Origin of the sequence: Allobosea sp. WAO, from assembly GCF_001509835.1 — a bacterium.
Taxonomy (GTDB): domain Bacteria; phylum Pseudomonadota; class Alphaproteobacteria; order Rhizobiales; family Beijerinckiaceae; genus Allobosea.
This window is the reverse complement of the sequence record NZ_JXTJ01000006.1, coordinates 72,365-98,864: the sequence shown is the minus strand read 5'-3', so window position 1 is coordinate 98,864 and position 26,500 is coordinate 72,365. Positions and strand designations below refer to the sequence as shown.

The following is a 26,500-nucleotide window of genomic DNA, read 5'->3' as shown; positions in this document are numbered from 1 at the left end:
TCACGGCCCGTCGCTGAGGCCGGTTATTACCCCGAAGCCCCGCAGCAGCGGCGCTCCGGGCGACCGGTAAGCTTATGCGGGCGACAGCACAGCGGCCGCTTTTGCGACCAGCGCCATCTGCTCGTCGCGCCCGGCCGGACAGCCGGCCGCGATCCAGTCGCGCCGCGCCTGCTCCAGCACCTGCCCGAGCAGCGGCCCCGCCGCCACGCCGAGCGCCAGCAGATCCTTGCCGCTCGGCAGGAACCGCGGCGTCTGGCCGAGGCCGGCGATGAGCGCCTGCCCTTCCTCCGCCCGCGCCGCGCCCGCGGTGGCGTTCAGCAAGACGAGCGCCGCGGCGACCGCATCGGTCCCGACACGGTGCGCCGTCTCGCGCAGTTCGGCGAGGGCAGGCAGGCTCTCGCGCCCAGCGATCGCCTCGAGGGCCAGCGCAATCGCCTCGATCCGCCCGGACTCGGCGTTCGACAGCCGCAGCTTTTCGCGCAGCCGCGTCGCGTCCTCGCGGGTCAGGACCGCCAGGGCCGCCAGCCTGAAATCCGGATGGACGCGATCCCCACCCTTTTCGCCGTCTGCCGCAACAGCCTCGAAGCGCGAGAGCTGCGGCACGCCGCCGATGACCGGTACCAGCAGCCCTGCCCCCGCCATCGCCCGCAGAGTCGCCGCGGCGCGCGGCGCGGCGAGCAGCTTCAGCAGTTCGGCCCGCACTCGTTCGCGCGACAGGCCGCCGAGCCCGGCTCGCCCCTCGGTGCAAGCGTCGAAAGCCGCCTTGTCCGGCTCGCCGGCACCATAGCGGGCATGGAAACGGAAGAAGCGCAGGATACGCAGGTAGTCTTCGGCGATGCGCTCGCGTGCCTGCCCGATGAAGCGGACCCGGCGCGCCGCCAGATCGGCCAGCCCCCCGGCATAGTCGTGCAGCCTGCCGGCGGCATCGAGCCCCAGCGCATTGATCGTGAAGTCCCGCCGCAGCGCATCCTCCCGGAAATCGCGGCCGAAGGCGACGACGGCGTGGCGGCCATCGGTCTCGACATCGCGGCGCAGCGTTGTGACCTCGAAAGGCATGCCGGAGACGACGACGGTGATCGTGCCATGCTCGATCCCGGTCGGCACCGGTTTGAAGCCGGCAGCCTTCGCCCGCCGCACCGTTTCCTCCGGCAGCGCTGTCGTCGCGATATCGATATCGGCTACATCTTCGCCGAGCAGCGCGTTGCGGACGGCGCCGCCGACGATGCGCGCCTCCTCGCCGTCCCGGTTCAGCGCCGCCATCAGCGCCGCGATCTCCTCCCGCGCCAGCAGCGGCGCGAGCCGGTGCTCAGGGCTTGTCATTGAATTCGCCCGGCACCAGCCGCCCGCCCTCGACATGCGGCGGCACGAAAGCGCCGGTGTGACGCGGCGCGACGATGCCGGCATAGATGAAGGCGGAGATGCCGAGGACGAGCCCGACCACCGAGAGCCAGAACAAATGGCCGCTCCAGTGCTCGACGTCGAACGGATTGCGCCGCCGGATCACGAGATAGCCCGCGAACAGGCAGAAGGGCAGGACGAAGAGCAGGAACTCCTCGATCAGCGTGCGCAGCATCAGGCGTGACCTATCCCCACGAGCATCATGCCGAAGGCGGACGTCAGATATTCGAACGGCATCATACTCTTCTCACAGCTCTCCGGCGGCGAGGCGCTCGTAAAGATTGCGGATCATCCCGGCCGTCGCACCCCAGATATAGTGACCGTCATGCGGCATCGCATAGTAGGTACGACGTCGCCCCTTCCATTCGCGGCCATGGCGCTGGTGATTGGCCGGGTCCATCAGGAAGGAGAGCGGGGTCTCGAAGGCCTCGTCGACCTCATGCGGATTGATCGTCAGCGCAAGCGGCGGCTCGACCAGCCCGACCACCGGCACGACACGATAGCCGGTCCCGGTCAGATAGGCGTCGAGATAACCGACGGTCCGGACCCTGTCGCGCGCCAGCCCGATCTCCTCCTCCGCCTCGCGCAGCGCTGCGATCAGCGGCGAGCCGTCGACCGCATCCACCCGCCCGCCGGGGAAGGCGACCTGCCCGGAATGATTGCGCAGCGCGGTTGCCCGCTGGGTGAGCAGCACGGTCGGCTCGCCCGGATGCAGCACGATCGGGATCAGCACCGCCGCCTCGATCGCGGCTGCCTCGTCCGGAACCTCGACGGGTTCCTCCTGCAAATCATGGTCGCCGCGCGGCCGGGCGATCAGGTCGCCGAAAGCCGGTGGGACGGCGCGCAGCCTTCCTGCCAGCACATCGGCGATATCGGAGAAATCCCAATCCTGGCCCTGTCGCAGCAGCCGCCCTGTAACCGGCATCACAGTCCCTCGATCTCGCTTGCCGGCGCGACGACGTAGAACGCTCCCGCGACCACGACGCCGAACTGCGCGACACCATCGACCTCGCGGACCTCCCCGAGCGCCAGCAGGTCGTAGGTCAGCGCCCGCGTCACCCGCGCCCAGAGATCGCGCCGGACATGGACATAGGGCTTCACCCCGTCGCCGTGGGAGCGCTCGAACCGAATCGGATGCGCGCCATCGACATTCACGACCTCGTCGACCTGCGTGCGGAAGGCGATGCTACGGGCATCCCCCTCCCCTGAGACCGCCATCTCCACCGCCTGGAACGGCGCATCCTCGACCTTGATCCCGACCTTTTCGACCGGGGTCACGAGAAAGTAATCAGCCCCCTCGCGCCACAGCACCGAGGAGAAGAGCTTGACCAGAGCTGGACGGCCGATCGGCGTGCCCAGATAAAACCAGGTGCCGTCGCTGGCGATACGCATGTCGAGATCGCCGCAAAAAGGCGGATTCCAGCGCTCTACCGGCGGCAGGCCGCGCGTTTTACCGTTACCCAGCGCGCCGAGCAGCCGGTCCATGGCGCTTCCCGTCTCACTCATCTGTGACCTGTTTCCTGCCTGCGGCATGCCGGTTGCATCGCTTTCTCGCCTTGAACTCTACATAATCGTGAAGCGCAGTGTTGTGCACCGGCACGCACAGGCCCCTTGAGCCGGTCCCTCCCCGGGGCCACAGTTCCGGAACAAAGGTCATGGCCGCGCCGCGGCGAGGCTGAAGGAGATCGTCATGGTGGCGCAAGCCCGCGCACAGTCCCAGGAGGCCGGAGCCCCGATCAATCTCGACGACGGCGTCGTCGAGGCCGCCGAGGCGGCCCTTGCCGCCATCGGCGCCGCCCGCGATGAGATCGGCCAGGTGATTTTCGGCCAGCAGAAGGTCGTCGACCTCTCGCTGGTCACGCTGCTCGCCGGCGGCCACGGCCTGCTCGTCGGCGTGCCCGGCCTCGCCAAGACCAAGCTTGTCGAAGCGATGGGCACGGTGCTCGGCCTCTCGGCACGGCGCGTGCAATTCACCCCCGACCTGATGCCTTCCGACATTCTCGGCTCCGAGGTTCTCGACGAGAGCGCAGACGGCAAGCGCCATTTCCGCTTCATCCGCGGCCCGGTCTTCGCCCAGCTCCTGATGGCCGACGAGATCAACCGCGCCTCGCCGCGCACCCAATCGGCGCTGCTACAGGCGATGCAGGAGCACCATGTCACCGTCGCCGGCGAGAGCCATGACCTGCCGGCGCCGTTCCATGTCCTCGCCACCCAGAACCCGATCGAGCAGGAGGGCACCTATCCGCTGCCCGAAGCCCAGCTCGACCGTTTCCTGCTGCAGATCGACGTCGACTATCCCGATCGCGAGGCGGAGCGCCGTATCCTGCTCGAGACCACCGGCGTCGCCGAGCACAAGCCCGTCCAGGCGATGACGGCAGAGACGCTGATGTCGACGCAGCGGCTGGTACGCCGCCTGCCCGTCGGCGAGGCCGTGGTCGACGCCATTCTCGATCTCGTCCGCTCGGCCCGCCCCGGCGATGGCGACAAGGCGGTCACCGACAAGCTGGCCTGGGGTCCGGGCCCGCGCGCCAGCCAGGCGCTGACGCTCGCCGCCCGCGCCCGCGCGCTGGTCGAAGGCCGCCTCGCTCCCTCGATCGACGATGTCGCGGCTCTCGCGGCGCCGGTGTTGAAGCACCGCATCGCCCTGACCTTCGCCGCGCGCGCCGATGGCGAGACAGTCGAAAGCGTCGTCGCCAGGCTGGTCGAGCGCCTCGGATGAGGGAAAGCTGATGCTGCGCACGCGCGTCCTCGGGCCGGCTGAACGCCAGCCGGCCCAGCCGGTCCTGAAGGCCTCGCTCGATCTCGCCGCCCGCCTGCCACGGCTGGTGCTCGAGGCGCGCCGGGTCTCGGCCAGCGTGCACGGCATCCATGGTCGCCGCCGCTCCGGGCCCGGCGAGACCTTCTGGCAGTACCGGCCGCTGGTCGCCGGTGAATCCGCCTCGCGCATCGATTGGCGCCGCTCCGCCCGCGATGGCCATCTCTTCGTGCGCGAGCGCGAATGGGAGGCCTCGCACGCGATCTGGCTGTGGATCGACCGCTCGCCATCGATGGGCTTTTCCTCCTCGCTCGCACAGGCGAGCAAGATCGATCGCGCCCTCGTCTGCGGCTTCGCGCTCGCCGAAGCGCTGGTCGAGGGCGGCGAACGCGTCGGCCATATGGGCCTGACCCGGGCGCTGGCCTCGCGCCGCGTCGTCGAGACGCTGGCGCAGGCGATCCTCACCGACAGGCAAGGCGGCGAGGCCGACCTGCCGCCGGACCAGCCGCTCCCGCGGCTTGCCGACGCCATCCTGATCACCGACGCGCTCACCCCGGCGGACGGGCTGGCGAGGCGGATCGCCACCATGGCGAGCAGCGGTGCCAAGGGCCACATCCTCCTGATTGTCGACCCGATCGAGGAGACCTTCCCCTTCTCCGGCCAGGCCGAGCTGTTCGATCTCGAGGACGGGCTGTCGTTGCGCGTCGGCGATGCCGGCGCCTGGGGCGAGGAATATCGCCAGCGCCTGCAGGCGCATCGCGACGCCATCCGCGAGGCCTGCCGCCATGCCGGCTGGACCTTGACCCTGCATCGCACCGACCGACCGGCCAGCGAGGCAGTGCTGCGCGTCGCCAGCCTGATCGCCGCCGCGCGCGGCCCGGGCGGCTGAGGGAGGGCGAGCCATGCTGTCATCCCTACCGATCGCCTTCTCAGCCCCGCTGGCCCTGATCGCGCTCGCCTTGCTGCCGGCGCTCTGGCTGATACTGCGGGTCACGCCGCCGCGTCCGCGCCGGATCGATTTCCCGCCGCTGAAGATCATGCGCGACCTCGTCGCCAAGCGCGAAATGCCGGCTCACACGCCCTGGTGGCTGCTGGCGCTACGCATGGCGGTGGCGGCGCTCGCGATCCTCGCCGTCGCCGGCCCGGTCTGGAACCCGGTGCGCGACGCTGCGGCCCTGCGCGGCCCGATGCTGCTGGTGATCGACAATGGCTTCGGCGCCGCGACCGACTGGACGGAGCGGCTGGCGATCGCTGAGAACCGCGTCGCCGCCGCAGCCCGCGACGGCCGCGCCGTTGCGCTCGTCGGCCTCGCCGAAGCTCCGGCCGAGATCGCGCTGTCCGAGCCGCGCGCCGCGGTCGAGCGCCTGCGCGCCTTTTCGCTGCAGCCCCATGCGCCCGATCGCGGCGCGCATCTCCAGCGCCTCGAAGCCTTCTGGCGCGCCCAGCCGCAGGCCGAAACCGTCTGGATCGCCGACGGGCTTGGGCTCGGCGGCGACGATGATTTCCTCGCAAGAATGCGGCAGGAAGCCTCGGCGGGACGCCTGTCGATCCATACCAGCCCGGCCGACCAGCTCGCGCTGACCGCACCTGAGAACCTCGCCGGCGCACTCACCGTCAAGGTGCTGCGTCCGAGCGTGAATGCCGCCGCCAGTGGCCAGGTCCGGGCGCTCGACCTCAAGGGCCTGCCGCTCGGCGACGCCCCCTTCGTCTTCGGCGCCACGGAACTGCAGACCAGCGCCCGGCTCACCCTGCCGATCGAGGTCCGCAACGCCGTCTCCCGGCTCGAGATCGTCGGCGAGCGCAGCGCCGGAGCGGTCGCGCTGCTCGATGACCGTGCCAAGCGGCGCCGCGTCGGCATCGTCTCCGGCGCCACCGCCGATACCGCCCAGCCCCTGCTCTCCCCGACCTACTACGTCTCGCGGGCGCTCTCCCCCTTCGCCGAGATCCGCGAGCCGCGTGCCGGCTCGACCGACCCGATCGGCGAGTTGCTGGCCCAGAATCTCTCCGTGCTGGTGCTGGCCGATATCGGCGCGCTCGACCGCGATACCGCCGACAAGGTCAACGCCTTCATCGAGCGCGGCGGCGTGCTGCTGCGCTTCGCCGGCGCGCGCCTGGCCGCGGCCTCCGACGAGCTGACGCCGGTGCGCCTGCGCCGCGGCGGACGCACGCTCGGCGGCGGCCTGTCCTGGGAGACGCCGCGCAAGCTCGCCCCGTTCAACCGCGAGAGCCCCTTCTTCGGCGCCCAGATCAGCGACGAGATCCGCGTCAGCCGCCAGATCCTGGCCGAGCCCGAGGCCGACCTCGCCCGCAAAACCTGGGCGGCGCTGGAGGACGGCACGCCGGTCGTCACCGGCGAACGCCGCGGCGACGGCATGCTCGCGATGATGCACGTCACCGCCGACACGACCTGGTCGAACCTGCCGCTCTCCGGCCTCTTCGTCGAGATGCTGCGCAAGATCGTCTCGCTGTCCGGGGCCAATGCCGCCGAGCCGCAGGCGGGCGATGCCCGGGTCGAGACCTTGTCGCCGACCCGCGTCCTCGATGGGCTCGGCGCCTTCCGCAGTCCGCCGGTGACGGCCCAGCCGGTACCGCGCAGCTTCACCGGCCGTGCGATCCTGGCGCATCCGCCCGGCATTTACGGGCCCAGCGACGGAACCATGGCCGTGAACACGCTCGCTCCGGCCGACACGCTCGCCGCCCTCGATCTCGCTTCGCTCGGTGCGCCGCTGCTGCCGGTCGACCAGCCGGTGGCGAAGGATATCCGGCCGCTGCTTCTCGTGCTGGCGCTCGTCCTCCTCGTCGCCGACACGCTGGCGACGCTCTGGCTCGGCGGGCGGCTCAACATCGCCCGCCGGCGCGCCGCGCCTGTCGCGCTCCTGCTCGCCTTCGGCTTCGGCCTGCTTGCGCTGCCCCAGCCTCTGCTGGCGCAGCAGCCCGCCCCCGTGCCCGCCGCGCCGGCCGACCAGCGCCCGCCGATCCCGCGCGAGCTCTTCGCCGCCGGAGCGGTCACGCGCCTCGCCTATGTCGTCACCGGCGACAAGGCGGTTGACGACATGTCGAAGGCCGGGTTGGCCGGGCTCAACATCGTGCTCGGCGCCCGCACCGCGCTCGAGCCGGGCGAAGCCGTCGGCGTCGACGTCGCCCGCGACGAGCTCGCCTTCTTCCCGATCCTGTACTGGCCGGTCGTCGCCGGGCGGCCAATCCCCTCGGCCGAGACCCTGCGCAAGCTCGAAGCCTATATGAAGGGCGGCGGCCTCGTGATCTTCGACACCCGCGATGCGATGAGCTCCCGGCCCGGCGGCGGCGCAACGCCCGAGGGCGACCAGCTCCGGCGCATGCTGCAGACGCTCGACATTCCGGAGCTGGAGCCGATCCCGCGCGACCACGTCCTGACCAAGACCTTCTACATCCTCGACGGCTTCGTCGGCCGCTATGACACCGGCACGACCTGGGTCGAGATCCTGCCGCCGGCGGGCGAGGATGGCCGGCGCCCGGCCCGCGCCGGCGACAGCGTCTCGCCGATCGTCATCACCTCCAACGATCTCGCTTCGGCCTGGGCAGTCGGCCGGCGCGGCGAGGCGCTGGTGCCGATGTCGGGCAGCGATCCACGCCAGCGCGAAATGGCTCTGCGCGCCGGCGTCAACCTCGTGATGTACGCCCTTACCGGCAACTACAAGGCCGACCAGGTTCACGTCCCGGCCCTGCTCGAAAGGCTCGGGCAGTGATGCGGCGGACCGGCATGGGATTGGAATTCTAGCCGATGTGGAGCCTGACCTTCGCCCCGCTGGTGCCGCTGCCGCTGCTGATCGGGCTCGCGGTGCTGGCCGCGCTCGCCGCCGGCGCGGCGCTGGTGCTCGCCGGCCGCAGCGCCATCCTGCGCGCCCTGGCGTTGACCGTACTGACCATCGCCCTCGCCGACCCGTCGCTGGTCTTCGAGGAGCGCGAGCCGGTCAAGGACGTCGTCGCCGTCGTCGTCGACCGCTCCGGCTCGAACCGCCTCTCCGATCGCAGTGCGCAGACGCAGGCCGCCCAGGCCGAGGTCGAGAACCAGTTGCGCGGCGTCAGCGGAGTCGAGACGCGTACCGTCGAGGTCACCGATGCGCAGGGCGCCGGCGACGGCACAAGGCTGTTCGAGGCGCTGGCCTCCAGCCTCGCCGACGTTCCCTCCGAGCGCGTCGCGGGAGCGATCGTGATCACCGACGGCCTCGCCCATGATGCACCGGCCAATGCCGAAGCACTCGGCCTGCGCGCCCCGCTGCACGTTCTGACCACCGGCCGCGAGCGCGAGATCGACCGGCGCATCGTGCTCGTCGATTCTCCGCGCTTCGGCATCGTCGGCAAGGATCAGAACATCCGCCTGCGCGTCGTCGAGAAGGGCGGCCCGGGCCGCGCCGCGCTCACCGTGCGCCGCGACGGCGAGGTCATCGCGCGCCGCGAGGTCATCGCCGGGCAGACGGTGCAGGTGCCGGTCAGGATCGACCGCGGCGGGCCGAACGTCGTCGAGATCGAGGCCGCGCCACTCGACAACGAGCTGACGCTCGCCAACAACCGCGCCGTCATCACCATCGAGGGCGTCAGGGACAAGCTGCGCGTGCTGCTGGTCTCGGGCGAGCCGCATCCGGGCGAGCGCACCTGGCGCAATCTGCTCAAGGCCGACGCCAATGTCGACCTGGTCCACTTCACCATCCTGCGCCCACCGGAGAAGCAGGACGGCACGCCGATCAACGAGCTCTCGCTGATAGCCTTCCCGACGCGTGAGCTGTTCCAGGTCAAGATCAGGGATTTCGACCTGATCATCTTCGACCGCTACGCCAACCAGTCGATCCTGCCGCTGCTCTACTTCGACAACATCGTCCGCTATGTCCGCGAGGGCGGCGCCCTGCTGGTCGCCGCCGGCCCGGAATATTCCGGCTCGCAATCGCTCGCGCGTACGCCGCTCGGCCAGATCCTGCCGGCGCAGCCCGATGGCAGCGTCATCGACGAGGCCTACCGCGCCCGCGTCAGCGAGCCCGGCCGCCGCCACCCGGTCACCCGCGACCTGCCGGGCGCCGAGGTCGAGCCGCCGCGCTGGGGCGAATGGCTGCGCATGGTCGGCGCCCGCGCCCGTACCGGCTCGGCCGTGATGACCGGTCCGGGCGAGCGCCCGCTTTTGATGCTGGCACGCGAGCAGAAGGGCCGCGTCGCCCTCTTCCTCTCCGACCATGCCTGGCTCTGGGCCCGCGGCTTCCGCGATGGCGGTCCGCATCTCGATTTGCTGCGCCGGCTCGGCCACTGGCTGATGAAGGAGCCGGACCTGGAGGAGGAGGCGCTGCGCGCCGTCGCCCGCGGTCGCAATCTCGAGATCGAACGCCAGACCTTGGGCGATGCGCCGGCCCCGGCGACGATCACCGCTCCCGACGGCTCGACCCGCACCGTGCCCTTCGAGCCCGGCCGCCCCGGCCTGTTCACCGCCCGCACGGCGACGACGGAGTTCGGCTTGCACAAGGTCACCAGCGAGAACCTCACCGCCTTCGCCAGCGTCGGCCCGGAGAACCCACGCGAGCTGATGGAGGTGGTCAGCGACCCCACCCAGCTGCAGGCGTTGGCGGAAGCGACCGGCGGCTCCTCGCGCCGTATCGGCCAGGAGAACGGCTCGGGCGTCAGCGTGCCGCGCATCGTGCCCGTGCGCTCGGGCCGGCAATTCGCCGGTGCCGACTGGATCGGCCTGCGCATCAGCGATTCCGGCATCGTCCGCGGCGTGCAGATCTCCCCGCTGTTCATCGGGCTGATCGGTCTCGCTTTGCTGTTCGGCGCGCTGGTCGCCGGCTGGATCGGCGAGAGCGGCCGCAGGTTCAAGCGCGAGGGGTGACGACCGCCGTCATGCTCGGGCTTGCCCCGAGCATCTCAGGCCGGAGGAGTTTCCAGCCCCCGCCTTCTCGTCAGGATACTCTCGGGTCGAGCCCGAGAATAACGCCCTTGCCTATCTGAGCGTCGCCACCGCGCCGCTGCGCTTGGCCAACACGCCGTCGACGAGCTCCAGCGCCAGGAAGCGGCCGGGATCGGCCGGCCCGGGCAGGACGAGCTGGCCGGGCTTCACCGGCTTGAAGCCGAATCGCGCGTAATAGGGCGCGTCGCCAACCAGCAGGATCAGCTCATGGCCCTGGCCGCGCGCCGCCTCGATCGCCGCGTTCATCAGCGCAGCGCCGATGCCGCGCCCCTCGAAGGCCGGATCGACTGTCAGCGGTCCCAGCATTAACCCCGGCCCGCCGCCCGCCAGGATCGGCGTCACTCGGACCGAGCCGACCAGGAAGGTGCCGACATGGCTGGCGAAGGACAGCGCCGGGTCCGGTGGCCTGCCCTCTCGGAGGCGAAATGCGGTGCGAGCATAGCGCCCCGGCCCGAAGGCGCGCTCATGCAGGCGCTCGATCGCCGCGGCGTCGCCCGGCAGTTCCTGGCGGATGGTCAGAGGCAGGGAGGTCATGGTCGGCAGCGGGATGGCGGAATTTGCATGAAATGGCAATCGTGTCGTGGCCGCGAACCCCAGCAGCGTCAGACCGGCCGGGCCCAGAGGTCCTGATGGCCGATCCGGCCGGAACCCGCCTTGGCACGCGCCGCGAGCCAGCTCGCGATCGTCTCCGCATCGACATGGCCGGTCTCCGCCACTGCCGCTGCGATGCCGGCCGTGAGCTCGCGCGTCAGCGCGGCGCTGCCGGCGTCCAGCACCCAGGGGCTCTCGCCCACGGTAACGGCGCTGCCCGATTTGCGGAAGGCCTGCGCCAGCGTCTCGGTCGCTTCCGGGCCGGCGGCAGGGCCAAAACCCTTGTCGCTGTGCTGGTGGTGGTTGAAAGCGGCCAGCATCTTCGCATCGGCGGGGTGGGCCGGCTCCCAGCTCTCACGCCCGTCATAGGTCAGCGCGGTGTAGAGCGGCAGGCGCTGACTCGCCAGCGAGGCGACGAAACGCTCGAGCCAGCGTACCGAGGTCAGGTCGAACAGCGCGGCGGCGGTGACGAGGTCCGGCTGCCAGCCGAGCACCCATTCCAGATCGGTGTTGAGATCGGCCTTGCGGAAATCGACGGTCAGCGACTTGTCGCCCTTGCGCAGCACCAGCTCCTCGCCCAGCGCCTCCGCCTCGTCGGCCCAGGCGGTGAGGCGCTCGCGGGCCACGGCCAGCAGGGCCGGGTCGAAATCGACCAGCGTCCAGTACTGGCGCGCCGGCAGCGCAGAATAGGTGCCGCGCAGATTCGAGCCCGCGCCGCAGCCGAGGTCGACGATGGTCAGCGACTGCCGACTGGCAAAGGCGGCACCGACCGCAGCCAGCACCTGCGGGTTGCGGGCGGCATGGTCGGCCGGCTCGCGCAAGGCGAGCCAGTCCGGGGAGAATCCACTCATGGTGACACCTTCGCACAGGTTTGCGCGACGATTGTCGCGGTGTCTCGCCAGCGCGGCAATGCACCTGCTGCATGCCAGGCTGCATCGGAGCGGCTTCTGCGCTCCCCGGCATCGTCGAGCAGGCGGACGAGCCCAGCCCCCAGCGCGGCAATGTCGCCGGGCGGAACCTTGAGCGCGGCGGCATCCGGCGCCGTCTCGGCGGCAGCTCCGCCGGTGGTGCATAGGATCGGCAAACCGCGCGCCAGGGCTTCGGTCAACACCATGCCGTAGCCCTCGAACAGCGAGGGCATGACGAAGAGATCGGCGGCGGCATAGGCCGCTTCCAGCGACGGCTGATCGACCGCCCCGGCGAGATGGATACGGTCGCCAAGACCCGCCTCCGCGATCTGGGCCGCAAGCGCCGCCGCGGTCGTGGGCGCGCGATCCGCCACGCCTATGATGGTCAGGCGCCAGCTGCGATCCTCGAGCCCGGCAAGCGCCGCGACCAGCACGTCATAGCCCTTGCGCGGCACCAGCGAGCCCACGGCCAGCAGTTGCAGCGGCGCCCCCGCCTGTGAGCCGACGGCGCGCGGCGCCGGGTCGACGCCGGGCTCAGCCACAGTGATCCGGGCTTCCGGCACGTCGAAATCAGCGACCAGCAGCCTCTTGGTGCTCTGGCTGGTTACGATCACTGCGCTGGCATAGCGCAGCGCCGCCGTCTCCCTGGCCAGCAGGGCAGCGGCGCGCTCCGGGGGCAGGCCCGCCTCGAGGCCGAGCGGATGATGCACCAGCGCGACGACGCGTCCGGCGAGCCCGGCGGCGATGCCTTCCGGAAAGGCGCCATAGGCCAGCCCGTCGATCAGCAGCACGCTCTCATAGGGCTGCGACAGGATCGCCCTGCCGGTCTCGGCGAGATCGGCCTCGCTCGGCGCCGGGAAGCTGCCGGGGAGTCCGAGATGGCGTGCCGACACCCCCATCGCTTCCCACTCCGCCAACAGCCGTCGATCATAACCGTAGCCGCCGGTAGGCAGCGTAAGATCGCCGGGGATGGCGAAGACGATCTCGCTCACGCGAGCGCGCCCTCATAGCTGGCGCGGGCAAGGTCGGTCTCGTGCAGGGTGACGCGGATCTTTGCGAGATCGGCCGCGTCCGCGCCGAGCTTGCCGGAGCGGGCCGCCGCCGCCATCGCATCGAAGATGTACTTGCAGAGGAATTCGGTGGTGGTCAGCACGTCCCGGAACTGCGGCAGCGTGTCGAGATTCTTATAGTTCAGCGGCTTCAGCGTCTCATTCAGCACGGATAGCGCCGCGCCGATATCGACGACCACGTTGTGCCGCGTCAGGTTCTCGCGGAAGAAGGCGACATCGACGACGAAGGTCGCGCCATGCATGGCCTGCGCCGGGCCGAAGAAGGGATCGGGCAGCGAATGGCCGATCATGATGCGGTCGCGGACTTCGACGGAAAACATGGGCAGTCTCCTTCAGCGCAGTCTGCTTAAGCCCGTCGCGCGCTTCTGCCTACCCTTCAAGGTCAATAGCGCAGCACCGCCGTGATGCCGCTGCCGGCGAACAGCGCCGGCAGATGCGCCGGCGCATCCCTGAATGCGATCTCCTCCGAGATCAGCGCATCGAGCCGCTCATCCGCCAGCAATGCGAGCGCCGCCTGCGTCCGGCGGGCATAATCGAAGCGCGGCCGGCGCGAGGGCGAAACCTGCCCGACCTGCGACGAAACCAATTGCAGCCGCCTCGAATGGAAGGCCCCGCCCAGCGGGGCCGCGACCGCGCCCTCGCCATACCAGCTGAGTTCGACGATCCGGGCTTCGAAGCCGGCAGCGCCGATCGCAGTCGCGAGCCCCGCCGCACTGGCACTGGCGTGGAAGACGAGGTCGGCATCCCCCGGAGCGTCTGGTGGCAGAGCGAAGCCGAAGCCGAGCGCCTCTGCCAATGCAGCGCGGGCAGGATCGACATCGACCAATGTCACCTCTGCGCCCGGCAGCCGCGCGGCGATGAAGGCGGTCAGCAGGCCGAGCACGCCGCCACCGACCACGACGATGCGATCGGCCGGGCCGGAGCCGGCATCCCAATGCGCGTTGAGCGCGGTTTCCATGTTGGCGGCGAGCACGGCGCGCCGCGCCGGCACGGCCTTCGGCACGATCGCGACACGGCTCGCCGGCACCACGAAGCGATCCTGATGAGGATGCAGGCAGAACACCGTCTCGCCGATCAGCGCCGAAGGCCCCTCCTCGACAATCCCGACGGCGCAGTAGCCGTATTTGACCGGGAACGGGAACGCCCCCTCCTGGAACGGCGCCCGCATGCGTTCATGCTCCGCGGGCGGCACCCTCCCCTCGAAGACCAGCCGTTCCGTGCCGCGGCTGATGCCGCTCCACAGCGTCCGGACGAGGCAGTCCTCGGCACCGCGCTGCGTCAATTCGACATCGTTCAGGGCGCATTCACGCGGACCGACATACCAGAGCGCGGTCGCAGCCGCTTTGCCGCTTGCCTTGGCGGGCTTTGCCGGTTCTATCACGCTGACCCTCCGCGACGTTCCCTGCAGCTTCAGCTCAGCCCATCGCATGACAGAGACCGCCATGAACCAGCGCCCCGGTCCGAACACGTTCCAGGCGGCGGCGCAAGAGCGCAATGATGCCGGGGACAAGAGAGGCTTCACGCCGGCTGGCATGCAGCGCACCGCGGTGCTGCGCCTGCGCCGCCTGCTAGTCGCAGGTCTCAACCTCGCGACGCTCGCCGCCCTGCTCTACGGCCTCGCCCATGTGCTGGTGGCCGGCGGCTGGAGCCTCGCCGACATCGTGATCTTCATCGCCTTCCTGGTCGGCGCGCCCTGGACGGTGCTCGGCTTCTGGAATGCAGCGATCGGCCTCTGGCTGCTGCATGGCGTCGAGGACGGGCTCGAGCGGGTCGCGCCCTTCGCAGCGGCCGGCGACGAACCGACGCCGCTCGCCATCCGCACGGCGATCCTGATGACCTTGCGCAACGAGGACCCGGCCCGCGCCTTCCGCCGGCTCGCCATCGTCAAGCAGAGCCTTGACGCGACCGGCGAAGGCGCCTGGTTCGATTATTTCGTGCTCTCCGACACCAACGACGCCGCCGTGACCGAGGCCGAGGAGAAGCTCGCCGCCGCCTTCGCCGCGACGATCGGCGACGCCTCGCGCCTGACCTATCGCCGCCGCACCGACAATGCCGGCTACAAGGCCGGCAATGTCCGCGATTTCTGCGAGCGCTGGGGCGACCGCTACGAGCTGATGCTGCCGCTCGACGCCGATAGCGTCATGTCCGGTGACGCCATCGTCAGGATGACGCGGATGATGCAGGCCTTGCCGAAGCTCGGCATCCTGCAGAGCCTTGTGGTTGGCATGCCGAGCAAGTCCGCTTTTGCCCGCATTTTCCAGTTCGGCATGCGCCACGGCATGCGGCCCTATACGATGGGCTCAGCCTGGTGGATCGGCGATTGCGGACCGTTCTGGGGGCATAACGCCCTGGTCCGGATCGCGCCCTTCCGTGACGCATGCCATCTGCCGGTCCTGCCCGGCGGTCCGCCGCTAGGCGGCCCCGTCATGAGCCATGACCAGGTCGAGGCGACGCTGATGCGCCGCGCCGGCTACGAGGTCCGGGTGCTGCCGGTCGAGATGGGCAGCTGGGAGGAAAACCCGCCGACCATGCTCGAATTCGCCAAGCGCGACCTGCGCTGGTGCCTCGGCAACCTGCAATATCTCAAGCTGATGGATATTCCGGGGCTCAAGTTCATGAGCCGCTTCCAGCTCGCCTGGGCGATCCTGATGTTCATCGGCCTGCCGGCCTGGACGCTGATGATCGCGCTCCTGCCGCTCAAGGTCTGGGAGGATCGCGGCCTCGCCGCCTATCCGGCCGGCTTCGCCGCCTTCTTCTATGTGCTGTTCTTCGCCATGTATCTTTCGCCGAAGCTCGCCGGCTTCGCCGACATCCTGCTCAGCAAGGGCGGCACGAAGCGCTATGGCGGCACCGGGCGCTTCCTCGTCTCCTCCCTGATCGAGGTCGTCTTCGCCTTCCTGCAGGGCGCGGTCTCGACCTTCCGCACGACGATCTTCATGGTCGGCCTCGCCTTCGGCAAGGCGAAGATCGGCTGGAACGGCCAGGCCCGCGACGCCCACGCCCTCTCCTTCGCCACCGCCTTCGCGGGGCTCTGGCCGCATCTGCTCTTCGGTCTCTACATCTTCGGCACGCTCGCTCTGCTCTCGCCGACGGTGCTGATCTGGTCGCTGCCGCTGACGGCCGGCTATGTCCTCGCCATCCCCTTCGCCATGCTCACCGCCTCCCCCGCGCTCGGGCGCTGGTTCGCGCGCCGCGGCCTTTGCGGCATTCCCGAGGATTTCGACCCGCCGCCCGAGCTCGTCGCCGTCCAGGCGGACGAGCCGAAATGAAGCCCGTCGCCTACCCCAGGGGCACCGCCAAGAGCCTGTCGCGCTCGCTGCGCGTCTACCATGGCGATAGCGCCCGCAACGCCGCCATGGACGCGCTCTATGCGCGCTTCCTGAAAGCTGGCGACCTTGCCTTCGATATCGGCTCGCATGTCGGCGACCGCATCTCCAGTTTTCGCCGACTCGGCGCCCGCGTCGTGGCGCTCGAACCGCAGCCCGGCCCGGCCCGCGCCATCCGGCTGATCCATGGCCGCGACCCCGACGTCACGCTGGTCGAGGCCGCCTGCGGCGACCGGCCGGGCACGGTGACGCTCAGGATCAACAGCGCGAACCCGACGGTCTCGACCGTCTCGACGGATTTCGTCGGCGCCGCCGTCGATGCCGATGGCTGGCGCGAGCAGATCTGGGATCGCGAGCTCGAAGTTCCCAGCACCACGCTCGACGCGCTGATCTGCCAGCACGGCCTGCCGGCCTTCATCAAGGTCGACGTCGAGGGCTTCGAGGCGCATGTCCTCGCCGGATTGACCCGGACGCCGGCGGCGCTCTCCTTCGAATTCACCACCATCCAGCGCGACGTCGCCGAGGCCTGCCTCGCGCTGGTCGAGGCGCTCGGCCCCTACCGCTTCAATGTCGCGCTCGGCGAAAGCCAGACGCTCGTCTTTCCCGAGGCCGTCGGTGCCGAGGCGATGGGCAGCTATCTGCGCGACCTCCCGCACGCCGCGAATTCCGGCGACGTCTACGCATTTCTGCCGCGCTGACGGCAGCAATCCGAACGGTTTGGCCGGCAAGGCAGGATCGCCACGCGCTTCCGCCGACGCGTGGCCTTCTTTATGAAGCGAGGGGGATGCGGGCAGGCGCCAGCCAGCCTGCGTTCATCTCGCCCTGCTCACCATGGCGGCCCGCTCCGCTTTCGAAGGATGGACATGCTCAGCTTCGCCCGCCCGCTCGCCGTTTCGCTCGCCCTGCTGATCTCGGCCGCCACCGGCCATGCCGCCAGCGACGTCGCCGTCGAGGTGAAGAACGAGTCGGAGCCGGTGCTCTGCGCCGAGAAGGACAACGTCACCATCAAGGCGATCTCGCCCGAGGTCCGGCGTTTCCGCATCGAGGCGGCGCATCCGGCCTATATCGCCGGGCTGCTGCGCGACAATTGGGATGCCGACTGGACCGATTGCGACATGAGTGGCGATCCCGTCCACAAGTCGCCGGTGCCGCCGCAGCGCATCACCTTCTACGAGAGCATCGAGTACTGGCTGGTCGGCTACACCTTCGAGAGCTTCTGGCGCCCGGCGGACACCACCTTCCGGGTCGGCGACCGCGTCGAGAAGGGGTTGCACCTCGTCCAGCTCTGGAAGCTCGGCAAGACCGGCTCCTATGAGGTGCTGGTGGTCTATCCGCAGGACGGCTACTGGCGCGTCCGGCCGCTGCCGCCGCCGCAGCTCTCCGCTGCCGCCTACGGCTCCTCCTTCCTGTTCGGGCCGATCGAGCAGGACGGTGCGCGCCCCGTCGTCAACATTAAGGAGATCGCCTTCGACCCGAAGACGCTATCCTTCAACCTCGCCTTCAAGGACGGCTCCTCCGGCACGCTCAAGCTCGACAGCGTCGACCAGGACCGCATGGTGCTCGACGCCATGCTCGACAAGCCGGTGACCGGCGGCAAGGCCTTCGCCGCCCTGCGCTCGATGTACGTCACCGAGTTCAACAACGACGTCGCCCGCATCGCCATCCGCGAGCCCGGCGCCAAGGGCTGGCGCGAGGAAGCGCTGATGCCCTTCGCCGGCGGCAAGGCGACCGATGTCTGGATGGGCCGCGCCACCCATTCGCGCCACAACACCTCCTCGCCCGACATGGTCTTCCGCAGCTTCTCGAAGGACCCGAACCCGGCGGCCAAGCCGGAGGCGAAGAAGTAGCTCTTCGCCAAATCTCCTCACGACTCGTCCCGGACAACCGCGCAGCGGCGCCGATCCGGGATCCATTCCTGAGCCCTTCCGATGAAGGTTCCGGAATGGGTCCCGGATCTCCTCCGGTCGCCCGGGACGACCAAGGCGTTGAATCGAGGCGAATGACCGAACAGGCCGGCTCATGGACACCACCATCATCCTGAGCCTCGCACTCGGCGCGGCGCTGGCCGGCTTCGTGCAGGGCCTTTCCGGCTTCGCCTTCAGCCTGGTCGCGATGTCGATCTGGGCCTGGACGCTCGACCCGAAGCTCGCCGCCGTGATGGCGGTGTTCGGCAGCCTGACCGGTCAGGTCATCGCCGCCTTCTCGGTGCGTCGCGGCTTCGATCTCGCCCGGCTCTGGCCCTTCCTGCTCGGCGGGCTCACTGGCATCCCGATCGGCGTCGCCATCCTGCCCCTGCTCGACGCCAACATGTTCAAGGCGGCACTCGGGCTCCTGCTCGTCATCTGGTGCCCCGCCATGCTGTTCGCCACGCATCTGCCCGCCATCCGCTTCGGCGGGCGCGCGGTCGATGGCGCGGTCGGGCTCGCCGGCGGCGTCATGGGCGGCTTCGGCGGCTTCACCGGCGTGCTGCCGACGCTCTGGTGCACGCTCCGCCGCTACGACAAGCACACCCAGCGCAGCATCATCCAGAACTTCAACCTGGCGACACTCGCCGCCACCATGCTGGCCTATCTCGCCAGCGGCGCCGTCACCCGCGAAATGCTGCCGGGCTTCGCCGTGGTCGCGCCGGCCATGCTGATCCCGACGCTGTTCGGCACGCGGCTCTACATCGGCATCAGCGAGGCGAGCTTCCGCAGGGTCGTGCTCGGCCTTCTCACGCTGTCCGGTTTCGCCCTGCTCGCATCGTCCTTGCCGAAGTTCGCCGGCGCGTCCTGACCTGCCCCGCGGGCTACCTGCCCTTCGCCCGCCGGCGCCAACATCTGCGCGCATCCGGGGAACGCAGGGCGCCCAGCCGCGTTATCCGCATGACGCGGCGGCCGGATCGGACTAGCTTGCCCCGGCTGAATCGACTGAAGAGAACTCCATGCCTCGCTTTGCCGCCAATCTCTCGATGATGTTCAACGAATGGGCTTTCCTTGACCGCTTCAAGGCGGCGTCGGATGCTGGCTTCGAGGCTGTCGAATTCCTGTTCCCCTATGAGCATCCGCCCGAGCAGGTCGGCCTCGCTCTGGCCGGCGGCGAGCTCGAACAGGCCCTGTTCAACCTTCCGCCGGGCGACTGGGAGAAGGGCGAGCGCGGCATGGCCGCGATCCCGGGCCGCGAGGCGGAGTTCCGAAAGGGCATCGAAACCGCCCTGGCCTATGCCCATGAGACCGGCGTCAAGCGCCTGCACATGATGGCCGGCCATGCCGACCCGAAGGATCCCGCCGCGCAGCAGGCCTATCGCGCCTCGATCGCCTATGCCGCCGACAAGCTCGGCGAGCACGGCATCGATCTGCTGCTCGAGCCGATCAACGGCAAGGACATGCCGGGCTACTTCCTCAATGATTTCGACGCTGCGGCCGCCTATGTCCGCGAATCCGGCCGGCCGAACGTCAAGCTGCAGTTCGACATGTACCATTGCGAGCTGATCCACGGCGATGTCGGTGCGCGGCTGGAAGCGCTCTACCCGCTCGTCGGCCATGTCCAGATCGCCAATGCCGAGGGCCGGCACGAGCCCGACGGCACACGGCCCGACTATCCGAGCCTGTTCACCCAGCTCGACTCGCTCGGCTATCCCGGCTTCGTCGGCTGCGAGTATCGGCCGCGCGCCGGCACCCTCGAAGGCTTGGGCTGGTTCGCCGGCTGGAAGGCGCCGGCTTGAGCGCCCCGCGCTTCCCCAGCCCGGTTCTGATCGCCGATATCGGCGGTACGAACTGTCGGCTGTCGCTGGTCTCGCAGCCTGGGGGAGCGCCGGAGCCGCTCGCACGCGTCCCCACCGGTGCGCATCCGACCCCGGAAGCCGCACTGGAGTCGGTGCTCGCGACGCTCCACACCCGGCCGCGCTCAGCGATCCTTGCGGTCGCCGGCCCGCTCGACGGACGCAGCGCCCAGCTCACCAATGCCAACTGGCATTTCGACGGGCCGAAACTGGCGCGGGCACTCGGGCTCGAACAGGGGCTTCTGGTCAATGATTTCGAGGGGCTCGCCGCCTATCTCGGGGTGCTGCGGGACAAGGACATCGTCACCCTCGTCCCCGGCAAGCCGGAACCCTCAGGGCCGCGCCTGGTGCTCGGTCCTGGCACTGGCTTCGGCGCCGCGGCCCTGCTGAGCCGTGGCAAGTCCGGCGTGCTGGTGCCGACCGAATGCGGCCATATCGGCATCGGCCCGGAAGATCCCGCGGAGGTCCGTCTCTGGCCGGCGCTGTCGGAAGGTCTGCCGCGCGTCACCATCGAAGCGCTGCTGCGCGGCGACGGGCTCGTCCGCTTTCACCGTGCCGTTGTGCGTGAATCCGGGCTCGCCGAGCCGGATGTCAGCGCCGCGGACGTCACCACCCTCGCCCTGGACGGCAACCCGGCCGCTCTGATGGCGGTCGTCTGCTTCTGGCGTTTGCTGGCGCGCGTCGCCGGCGATCTCGCCCTCGCCTACAAGGCAACCGGCGGCGTCTACCTCGCTGGCGGTATAGCGCCGCGCATCCTGCCGCTCGCCGACAAGGCGACGATCCACGCCGTCTTCAGCGCCAAGCCGCCGGTCGAGGACCTCGCCGCCCGTTTTGCCCTGCACGTCATCACCTCCGACGCAGCCGCCGAGCACGGAATTGCCGCGATAGCCACCGCGCCGGAACGTTTCGGGCTCGACGACCCCGCCCGGTTGTGGTTTGCGTGAACGCGCTGCGGCTCGACTGACGCCGTAGCGATCCCGTTCCCGCTTTCGAGCCCTTCGCGCCTTGTCCCAGCTCTACGGCATCCAGGTCCTGCGCGCGCTCGCGGCGCTGATGGTCGCCGTGCACCATGTCCAGTCCGACGCCGCCTTCTTGGCCGGCCGGGCCGGCACGGCCTTCTCGCCCTCGGATATCCTGCCGTGGAACGCCGGCGTCGACCTGTTCTTCGTCATCTCCGGCTTCATCATGGTGCACGCCTCGTCCGGCCTGTTCGGGCAGGCAGGCGGCGCGCGCCTGTTCTTCGCCCGCCGCATCGCCCGGATCGTGCCGCTCTACTGGGCGACGACGACCCTGTTCCTGCTGGTGATGTTCGCCTCGCCGGCGCTGCTGAACTCAGGTGCACCGAGCGCCGGGCAGATCCTCGCCTCCTACCTGTTCTGGCCGCTGGCGGATGCCACCGGGGCGGTCCAGCCGGTCTATTCACTGGGTTGGACGCTGAACTACGAGATGCTGTTCTACGCGCTGTTCGGCGCAGCGCTGCTGCTGCCGGCGCGCCTCGTCGTGCTGGCGACGGGCCTCGCTCTGTTCGGCCTCGTCGCGACGCAGGCCATGACCCCTCTGCCGCTGCCCTTCGGCTTCTGGGCCCAGCCGATCGTGCTCGAATTCGCCGGCGGCATGGCGATCGCGCTGCTGCGTAACCGCGGTCTGCGTCTCGAAGGCCGCTTGCGCTGGCTGATGGTCGCCGCTGGCGTGGCGATACTGGTCGCTGCAGCCGGCAGCGAATGGGCGCTGACGCCCTGGGGCTCGCTCGCCTATCGCGGCCCGGCCGCGCTGCTCCTCGTCACCGCCGCGGCCTGCGGACGTGGCCAATCGGCTCCCTCGGCGCTGGTACGCCAGTTCGCGCGGCTCGGCGATGCCTCTTACGCGCTCTACCTCGTCCACCCCTTCGCCATGCGAGGCGCGCGCCAGATCTTTCTGCGCCTCGCACCCGGCGCGACGACCCTGTTCATTGCGACTGCGCTGCTCGCCGCCGTTATCGCCGCCGTCGCCGTCTATCGCTGGTTCGAGAAGCCGATGACGAAGCTGTTCCGGCGCCTGTTGCGGGCCTGACAGAGCGCACCTCGCTTCCACCTCATCCTGGGTGTCTGACCGGGCATTCATCGCGCCCTCATCCTGAGGAGCTATTTCGCCAGAGATGGCGTCTCGAAGGATGCTCCAGGAGTCTCCGGAGCGAGCTGAAGCGCCCTTCGAGACGGCCCTACGGGCCTCCTCAGGACGAGGGCCGGAGATTTGTGTCACGGTGTGGTCGGAGGAGTTGTCCCGGCGCAGCCGCCCTATTTCTTCAGCCGCATGCCCTTTAGCGACTGCCCGACCACGCCGCCATCGCGCCGCCGTTCCGGCCGCTTGGCGACGATCGTCTCGACATGTTCCGGCTGAGGAAAATAGCCGCGCTCCAGGACTTCGAGCGTATACTCCTCATAGGTGAGGCCGAGCGTCTCGGCCCGTTCCTGCCGCCGCAGCGAGATCTCGCGCGGCTTCTTCCAGGCTCGGCGATGCGCGAAGCGCCAGTCGAAATAGCGGCCGATCTCGCCCTTCCCGCTCTCCCACTCGCGCTTTTTCTCCTCCAGTGGCGGACCGCCATTGTCACCGATGCGGGCGGTACGTGGCTTGCGAGGCGCCGGCTGTTTCACGGGAAGCGTCCATCCACCAAGAGATACAATTTGTATCCTATAATGGATTCCGAAACAGACAAGCCCGTGCCGGAGGTGACAGCACCGGCCGGGCGGTCTATCCGGGCGGCCTGACATCAAAGGATCGCCATGGCCCCCCTGCTGCATCTCCGCGACGTTGCTCTGACCTTCGGCGGCCATCCGCTGCTCGAGGGCGCCGAGATCGCGGTGTCCGCTGGCGAGCGGGTCTGCCTGGTCGGCCGCAACGGCTCCGGCAAGTCGACGCTGCTGAAGATCGCTGCCGGCATCGTCGAGCCCGACAGCGCCGAGCGCTTCCTGCAGCCCGGCGCGACCGTGCGCTATCTGCCGCAGGAGCCGGATTTCTCCGGCTACAAGACCTCGCTCGCCTATGTCGAGGCCGGCCTCGGACCGGGCGACGATCCCTATCGCGCCCGTTATCTCGTCGAGGAACTCGGCCTGACCGGCGAAGAGGATCCGGCGAGCATGTCGGGCGGAGAATCCCGCCGCGCCGCGCTCGCCCGCGTCCTCGCACCCGAGCCCGACATCCTGCTGCTCGACGAGCCGACCAACCATCTCGACCTACCGGTGATCGAATGGCTGGAGCAGGAACTGAAATCGCTGCGCTCGGCCATGGTGCTGATCAGCCACGATCGCCGCTTCCTGACCTCGCTCTCGCGCGCCACGATCTGGCTTGATCGCGGCGTGACGCGGCGCATCGAACGCGGCTTCGGCGAGTTCGAAGCCTGGCGCGACGAGGTGCTGGCGCAGGAGGAGCTTGACCGCCACAAGCTCGACCGCAAGATCGCCCGCGAGGAGGACTGGCTGCGTTACGGCGTCAGCGCACGTCGGACCCGCAACCAGCGCCGCCTCGGCGAACTGCATTCGCTGCGCGATCAGCGCCGCACCGCCCGCCATGCCGTCGGCTCGGTCCGGCTGGAGGCGAGCGAGGCCCAGGCTTCCGGCAAGCTGGTGATCGAGGCGATCAATGTCTCCAAGAGCTATGGCGACAAGCCGATCGTCCGGGACTTCTCGATCCGCGTCGCCCGCGGCGACTGCATCGGCATCGTCGGCCCCAACGGCGCCGGCAAGACCACGCTGATCAATCTGCTGACCGGCGCGCTCGCTCCCGATTCAGGCAAGATCAAGCTCGGCGCGTCCCTTGAAATGGTGACGCTCGACCAGCGCCGCGAAAGCCTCGATCCGGCGACCCCGCTCGGCGACGCCCTGACCGGCGGCGGCTCGGACCAGGTCATGGTCGGTGGCACGCCGCGCCATGTCATCAGCTACATGAAGGACTTCCTGTTCCAGCCGATCCAGCGCGGCACCGCAGTCGGAGCGCTCTCAGGCGGCGAGCGCGGTCGGCTGATGCTGGCCCGCGCCCTGGCGAAGCCCTCGAATCTCCTGGTGCTGGACGAGCCGACCAACGATCTCGACATCGAGACGCTCGACCTCCTGCAGGAACTCCTCGCCGACTATGCCGGCACCGTGCTGCTGGTCAGCCACGACCGCGACTTCCTCGACCGGGTCGTCTCCTCGACCCTGATCTCGGATGGCGACGGCATCTGGACCGAGTTCGCCGGCGGCTATTCCGACATGCTGGCTCAGCGCGGCCGCGGGGTCGGCGCCAAGGCGCGCGCGATCCCGGCGAAAGCCGCCGCCTCCTCCAAGCCGCAGAAGGCCGCCGCTAGCCCCGCCGCGGCGCCGAAGCGCAAGCTCTCGTTCAACGAGCAGCACGCGCTGAAGACCCTGCCCCAGCAGATCGACAAGCTTCAGGCCGAGGCCGGCAAGCTCAACACCGCGCTCGCGGGCGACCTCTACACCCGCGACCCAAAGCTCTTCGCCAAGGCGACGACGCGGCTCGACGAGGTGACGCGCGAGATCGCCGAAGCCGAGGAGCGCTGGCTCGAGCTGGAAATGTTGCGCGAGGAGATCGGCGCCTGAGCGCGCTTCGTCGGAACGCAAGCGCCGGCCGCAGTTTGCCTGCCGGCGCCGGAAGCCATTGAGCTACGGATTCTTGCCCAGGAACAGGAACGGCTTGGCCGGAACGAAACGGGCGGTCGCATTGCCGGAGTAGATCTGGGTCTGGTCCTTGCCGAGATCGAGTTTGCGAACACCGCCGGTGGCTGAGAAATCGACCTGTTTCAGGTCGACCCAGAACGTGTTCGGGGTCAGCGCGGATTCGAAGAAATAGAGCTTTCGCGCGTGGTCGACCACGGTGCGCCAGCGCGTCGAGGAGATATTGGGCTGGTCCGGCGTCGTCAGCCCGAACGGCACCGAGACATTGCGGATGACGCTGAAGACGCTGGCGATGGCGCGGTCGGGATCGTCGAATTTCGGGATCGCGTTGACGTAGAACGAAGCGCGAGCGAAGCGGTCGGAGGCGCGGTTGGTCCCCGGCAGCATCGCGGTGCCGCCGATCTGCTTCCAGTATGTATTGAGCGCGAGCTGTTGGTCGAAAATCGGCGAATTGGTCATGACCTGATAGGCCCGGTCATGATGGATTACCTGCCGGCCGTCGATGTACTCGACGATCGCGCTGTCGCCCGTCGCATCCGACATCGAAAGATGCAGCGTCGTGAGCCGTGTCTCGCCCGGGACCGCGTCGGTGACGATCGTGAAGGGCTCCTTGCGCAGGGCCTCCACGGCGTCCGCCACGGTGCCGAAACTGTCGAGAACGTACTGAGCCCAGGCGGCAATGGTCAGGCCCGGCTTGGAGCCCGCGTCGAACTTCGGATACTCCGATTCCACCAGCCAGAGCAGATTGGCGGAAAGCCCGGCCTCGTTGACGCCATCGGTCGTCGAGATGTCGTAGCCGGAGGCAATGACGCTGCCGTATTTCGCCGTCCATCTGAACGAGTTCGGCCCGGCTTCGCCATTGCGCTCGATCCCGCGGGGCAGGATCCAGAGATTGGTCGCGACATCGCTCTTCCAGTCCATCGAGCGCGCCGTCAGGTTTCGGCCCTCGGCACCGAAGTAGACGACGCGGGTGCAGGCCTGGGCAGCGGAATCCGCGAGCAGAGCGGCGACGAGCGCCAAGGCCGCGAAGCGGCGCCGCGCAAGGCGCGGCCGCTGATCAGGGCGATGGGATGGTCTGGTCATAGGCATGCTCGTGATGGTCGTCTCGGCATCGCATCCTAGCGCCGACAAGCTGACAATGCCGAGACGTCCCTGCATGGCCGCGCTGCAAGGGGGCCCCGCCGATCCGGCTGCTGCCGCGGGCGCGCCATGGCCGACCGCCCATACCTTTTTTCTATCCGCCCAATCGCGAAAGCGTATTTATCCCCGCCGGCAAAACGCCCCAAACTCCTCGGACACGAAGAATCCCGAGGAAACACCATGAGACTGAAGGGCAAGACCGCGCTGATCACCGGCGCGGCGCAAGGGTTCGGCTTCGGCATCGCCGAGACCTTCGTGCGCGAGGGCGCGCGCGTCGCGGTGCTCGACATCAACGGCGACAGGGCGAAAGAGGCCGCCAAGGCGATCGGCCGCAAGGCCTTCGCGGTCGCCTGCGATGTCGGCAAGGCCCGCAGCGTCGACAGCGCCGCCGCCCGCGTGATCAAGCGCTTCGGCCGGCTCGATATCGTCGTCAACAATGCCGGCATCAGTCACCGCAACCAGCCGATGCTCGACGTCAGCGAGGCCGAGTTCGACCGCGTCTTCGACGTCAACGTGAAGTCGATCTTCCTGATGGCCAAGGCGACGGTGCCGCATTTCCGCGAGCATGGCGGCGGCGTCATCCTGAACATCGGCTCGACCGCCGGCGTGCGGCCCCGCCCCGGCCTGACCTGGTACAATGGCTCGAAGGGCGCCGCGAACCTGCTGTCGAAGTCGATGGCGGTCGAGCTCGCCCCCGACCGCATCCGCGTCAACGCCATCGCCCCGGTCGCCGGCGAGACGCCGCTGCTCGCGACCTTCATGGGCGAGGACACGCCGGAGAAGCGCAAGGCCTTCACCGCGACCATTCCCTGGGGCCGCTTCTCGACGCCGCAGGACATCGCCAACGCAGCGCTGTTCCTCTGCTCGGACGAGTCCGAAATGGTCACCGGCTCGGTGCTGGCGGTCGATGGCGGCCGCTGCGTCTGAGCGGCAATCGCACAACTCCGCCTCATCCTGAGGATCAGCCCTCAGGCTGCGTC

24 protein-coding genes are annotated in these 26,500 nt (G+C 69.3%); 13 read left to right on the top strand and 11 right to left on the bottom strand.

Annotated features, from left to right (window positions below):
- Positions 1 to 72: 72 nt before the first annotated feature.
- The 4 genes from DK26_RS09460 to DK26_RS09445 form a co-directional block, all read right to left on the bottom strand.
- Complete coding sequence (locus DK26_RS09460) at positions 73 to 1,320, bottom strand: CCA tRNA nucleotidyltransferase (RefSeq protein ID WP_066471055.1); 1,248 nt, start codon at positions 1,318 to 1,320, stop codon at positions 73 to 75.
- Entirely contained in the window at positions 1,307 to 1,573 is a 267-nt protein-coding gene (locus DK26_RS09455) for a DUF6111 family protein (RefSeq protein WP_066471053.1), read from the bottom strand. The genes DK26_RS09460 and DK26_RS09455 overlap by 14 nt, the downstream gene beginning before the upstream one ends.
- A gap of 72 nt (positions 1,574 to 1,645) precedes the next feature.
- Positions 1,646 to 2,323, bottom strand: a complete 678-nt coding sequence (locus tag DK26_RS09450) for a CoA pyrophosphatase (protein WP_083533111.1) — start codon at positions 2,321 to 2,323, stop codon at positions 1,646 to 1,648.
- Positions 2,323 to 2,904, bottom strand: a complete 582-nt coding sequence (locus tag DK26_RS09445; protein WP_066471051.1) for a DUF1285 domain-containing protein — start codon at positions 2,902 to 2,904, stop codon at positions 2,323 to 2,325. Before DK26_RS09445 ends, DK26_RS09450 begins: the two co-directional genes overlap by 1 nt.
- A 184-nt stretch (positions 2,905 to 3,088) precedes the next feature.
- On the opposite strand from DK26_RS09445, the gene DK26_RS09440 reads away from it, so the two are divergent.
- From DK26_RS09440 to DK26_RS09425, 4 genes are read left to right on the top strand one after another with little or no spacing between them, the layout of a single operon-like run.
- The gene (locus tag DK26_RS09440) at positions 3,089 to 4,117 is read left to right on the top strand and encodes a MoxR family ATPase (RefSeq protein WP_066471049.1); all 1,029 of its coding nucleotides are present in this window, start codon (positions 3,089 to 3,091) and stop codon (positions 4,115 to 4,117) included.
- Between the two features lie 10 nt (positions 4,118 to 4,127).
- Positions 4,128 to 5,042, top strand: a complete 915-nt coding sequence (locus DK26_RS09435; protein ID WP_066471047.1) for a DUF58 domain-containing protein — start codon at positions 4,128 to 4,130, stop codon at positions 5,040 to 5,042.
- A gap of 16 nt (positions 5,043 to 5,058) precedes the next feature.
- Positions 5,059 to 7,878 carry a DUF4159 domain-containing protein gene (locus DK26_RS09430; RefSeq protein WP_157089629.1) on the top strand — a complete coding sequence of 940 codons (2,820 nt, stop codon included), beginning with the start codon at positions 5,059 to 5,061 and terminating at the stop codon, positions 7,876 to 7,878.
- A 35-nt stretch (positions 7,879 to 7,913) separates the two neighbouring features.
- Positions 7,914 to 10,001: a hypothetical protein gene (locus tag DK26_RS09425; RefSeq protein ID WP_066471042.1), complete on the top strand. Its 2,088-nt coding sequence runs from the start codon at positions 7,914 to 7,916 to the stop codon at positions 9,999 to 10,001.
- Between the two features lie 111 nt (positions 10,002 to 10,112).
- Here the strand turns inward: DK26_RS09425 and DK26_RS09420 are convergent, their stop codons facing one another.
- From DK26_RS09420 to DK26_RS09400, 5 genes are all read right to left on the bottom strand, one after another.
- On the bottom strand, positions 10,113 to 10,613 hold the full coding sequence (locus tag DK26_RS09420) for an N-acetyltransferase (protein WP_066471040.1): 501 nt from the start codon (positions 10,611 to 10,613) through the stop codon (positions 10,113 to 10,115).
- A gap of 68 nt (positions 10,614 to 10,681) precedes the next feature.
- Positions 10,682 to 11,521: a class I SAM-dependent methyltransferase gene (locus DK26_RS09415; protein WP_066471039.1), complete on the bottom strand. Its 840-nt coding sequence runs from the start codon at positions 11,519 to 11,521 to the stop codon at positions 10,682 to 10,684.
- Positions 11,518 to 12,570, bottom strand: coding sequence for a glycosyltransferase family 4 protein (locus tag DK26_RS09410; protein ID WP_066471037.1), 1,053 nt, complete (start codon positions 12,568 to 12,570; stop codon positions 11,518 to 11,520). Before DK26_RS09410 ends, DK26_RS09415 begins: the two co-directional genes overlap by 4 nt.
- On the bottom strand, positions 12,567 to 12,968 hold the full coding sequence (locus tag DK26_RS09405; protein ID WP_066471031.1) for a 6-carboxytetrahydropterin synthase: 402 nt from the start codon (positions 12,966 to 12,968) through the stop codon (positions 12,567 to 12,569). The genes DK26_RS09410 and DK26_RS09405 overlap by 4 nt, the downstream gene beginning before the upstream one ends.
- A 62-nt stretch (positions 12,969 to 13,030) precedes the next feature.
- Positions 13,031 to 13,930: a zinc-binding alcohol dehydrogenase gene (locus DK26_RS09400; protein WP_248309945.1), complete on the bottom strand. Its 900-nt coding sequence runs from the start codon at positions 13,928 to 13,930 to the stop codon at positions 13,031 to 13,033.
- A gap of 160 nt (positions 13,931 to 14,090) precedes the next feature.
- Between DK26_RS09400 and mdoH the strand changes: the two genes are divergently transcribed.
- From mdoH to DK26_RS09365, 7 genes are all read left to right on the top strand, one after another.
- Positions 14,091 to 15,917 (top strand): glucans biosynthesis glucosyltransferase MdoH, encoded by a 1,827-nt coding sequence (mdoH, locus tag DK26_RS09395; RefSeq protein WP_083533110.1) that lies wholly within the window; start codon positions 14,091 to 14,093, stop codon positions 15,915 to 15,917.
- Positions 15,914 to 16,672: an FkbM family methyltransferase gene (locus DK26_RS09390; protein WP_066471026.1), complete on the top strand. Its 759-nt coding sequence runs from the start codon at positions 15,914 to 15,916 to the stop codon at positions 16,670 to 16,672. Before mdoH ends, DK26_RS09390 begins: the two co-directional genes overlap by 4 nt.
- A 165-nt stretch (positions 16,673 to 16,837) precedes the next feature.
- Positions 16,838 to 17,821 carry a hypothetical protein gene (locus DK26_RS09385; protein ID WP_066472537.1) on the top strand — a complete coding sequence of 328 codons (984 nt, stop codon included), beginning with the start codon at positions 16,838 to 16,840 and terminating at the stop codon, positions 17,819 to 17,821.
- 172 nt (positions 17,822 to 17,993) lie between these two features.
- On the top strand, positions 17,994 to 18,749 hold the full coding sequence (locus tag DK26_RS09380; protein ID WP_066471024.1) for a sulfite exporter TauE/SafE family protein: 756 nt from the start codon (positions 17,994 to 17,996) through the stop codon (positions 18,747 to 18,749).
- Positions 18,750 to 18,897: 148 nt separating this feature from the next.
- Positions 18,898 to 19,677 (top strand): 2-oxo-tetronate isomerase, encoded by a 780-nt coding sequence (gene otnI / locus DK26_RS09375; protein ID WP_066471017.1) that lies wholly within the window; start codon positions 18,898 to 18,900, stop codon positions 19,675 to 19,677.
- A complete protein-coding gene (locus DK26_RS09370) occupies positions 19,674 to 20,678 on the top strand; it encodes a glucokinase (protein ID WP_066471014.1) in 1,005 nt (334 codons plus the stop codon). Before otnI ends, DK26_RS09370 begins: the two co-directional genes overlap by 4 nt.
- 61 nt (positions 20,679 to 20,739) lie before the next feature.
- Positions 20,740 to 21,783, top strand: a complete 1,044-nt coding sequence (locus tag DK26_RS09365) for an acyltransferase (protein ID WP_248309921.1) — start codon at positions 20,740 to 20,742, stop codon at positions 21,781 to 21,783.
- A 224-nt stretch (positions 21,784 to 22,007) separates the two neighbouring features.
- On the opposite strand, the gene DK26_RS09360 is transcribed toward DK26_RS09365, so the two are convergent.
- Complete coding sequence (locus DK26_RS09360) at positions 22,008 to 22,364, bottom strand: hypothetical protein (RefSeq protein WP_066471010.1); 357 nt, start codon at positions 22,362 to 22,364, stop codon at positions 22,008 to 22,010.
- 129 nt (positions 22,365 to 22,493) lie between these two features.
- Here DK26_RS09360 and DK26_RS09355 point away from each other — a divergent pair, with 129 nt between their 5' ends.
- Positions 22,494 to 24,305, top strand: a complete 1,812-nt coding sequence (locus tag DK26_RS09355; protein WP_066471003.1) for an ATP-binding cassette domain-containing protein — start codon at positions 22,494 to 22,496, stop codon at positions 24,303 to 24,305.
- Between the two features lie 63 nt (positions 24,306 to 24,368).
- Here DK26_RS09355 and DK26_RS09350 read toward each other — a convergent pair whose 3' ends face one another.
- Positions 24,369 to 25,463 (bottom strand): linear amide C-N hydrolase, encoded by a 1,095-nt coding sequence (locus DK26_RS09350; protein WP_066471002.1) that lies wholly within the window; start codon positions 25,461 to 25,463, stop codon positions 24,369 to 24,371.
- A 237-nt stretch (positions 25,464 to 25,700) separates the two neighbouring features.
- Here DK26_RS09350 and DK26_RS09345 point away from each other — a divergent pair, with 237 nt between their 5' ends.
- Positions 25,701 to 26,447: a glucose 1-dehydrogenase gene (locus DK26_RS09345; RefSeq protein WP_066471000.1), complete on the top strand. Its 747-nt coding sequence runs from the start codon at positions 25,701 to 25,703 to the stop codon at positions 26,445 to 26,447.
- The last annotated feature ends 53 nt before the right edge of the window (positions 26,448 to 26,500 follow it).

What these genes read in the sequence shown, in the direction of transcription:
- DK26_RS09460 (WP_066471055.1), bottom strand. Translation starts at nt 1,320, where the DNA reads ATGACAAGCCCTGAGCACCGGCTCGCGCCGCTGCTGGCGCGGGAGGAG.
- DK26_RS09455 (WP_066471053.1), bottom strand. Translation starts at nt 1,573, where the DNA reads ATGCTGCGCACGCTGATCGAGGAGTTCCTGCTCTTCGTCCTGCCCTTC.
- DK26_RS09450 (WP_083533111.1), bottom strand. Translation starts at nt 2,323, where the DNA reads ATGCCGGTTACAGGGCGGCTGCTGCGACAGGGCCAGGATTGGGATTTC.
- DK26_RS09445 (WP_066471051.1), bottom strand. Translation starts at nt 2,904, where the DNA reads ATGAGTGAGACGGGAAGCGCCATGGACCGGCTGCTCGGCGCGCTGGGT.
- DK26_RS09440 (WP_066471049.1), top strand. Translation starts at nt 3,089, where the DNA reads ATGGTGGCGCAAGCCCGCGCACAGTCCCAGGAGGCCGGAGCCCCGATC.
- DK26_RS09435 (WP_066471047.1), top strand. Translation starts at nt 4,128, where the DNA reads ATGCTGCGCACGCGCGTCCTCGGGCCGGCTGAACGCCAGCCGGCCCAG.
- DK26_RS09425 (WP_066471042.1), top strand. Translation starts at nt 7,914, where the DNA reads ATGTGGAGCCTGACCTTCGCCCCGCTGGTGCCGCTGCCGCTGCTGATC.
- DK26_RS09420 (WP_066471040.1), bottom strand. Translation starts at nt 10,613, where the DNA reads ATGACCTCCCTGCCTCTGACCATCCGCCAGGAACTGCCGGGCGACGCC.
- DK26_RS09415 (WP_066471039.1), bottom strand. Translation starts at nt 11,521, where the DNA reads ATGAGTGGATTCTCCCCGGACTGGCTCGCCTTGCGCGAGCCGGCCGAC.
- DK26_RS09405 (WP_066471031.1), bottom strand. Translation starts at nt 12,968, where the DNA reads ATGTTTTCCGTCGAAGTCCGCGACCGCATCATGATCGGCCATTCGCTG.
- mdoH (WP_083533110.1), top strand. Translation starts at nt 14,091, where the DNA reads ATGAACCAGCGCCCCGGTCCGAACACGTTCCAGGCGGCGGCGCAAGAG.
- DK26_RS09390 (WP_066471026.1), top strand. Translation starts at nt 15,914, where the DNA reads ATGAAGCCCGTCGCCTACCCCAGGGGCACCGCCAAGAGCCTGTCGCGC.
- DK26_RS09385 (WP_066472537.1), top strand. Translation starts at nt 16,838, where the DNA reads ATGCTCAGCTTCGCCCGCCCGCTCGCCGTTTCGCTCGCCCTGCTGATC.
- DK26_RS09380 (WP_066471024.1), top strand. Translation starts at nt 17,994, where the DNA reads ATGGACACCACCATCATCCTGAGCCTCGCACTCGGCGCGGCGCTGGCC.
- otnI (WP_066471017.1), top strand. Translation starts at nt 18,898, where the DNA reads ATGCCTCGCTTTGCCGCCAATCTCTCGATGATGTTCAACGAATGGGCT.
- DK26_RS09355 (WP_066471003.1), top strand. Translation starts at nt 22,494, where the DNA reads ATGGCCCCCCTGCTGCATCTCCGCGACGTTGCTCTGACCTTCGGCGGC.
- DK26_RS09350 (WP_066471002.1), bottom strand. Translation starts at nt 25,463, where the DNA reads ATGACCAGACCATCCCATCGCCCTGATCAGCGGCCGCGCCTTGCGCGG.
- DK26_RS09345 (WP_066471000.1), top strand. Translation starts at nt 25,701, where the DNA reads ATGAGACTGAAGGGCAAGACCGCGCTGATCACCGGCGCGGCGCAAGGG.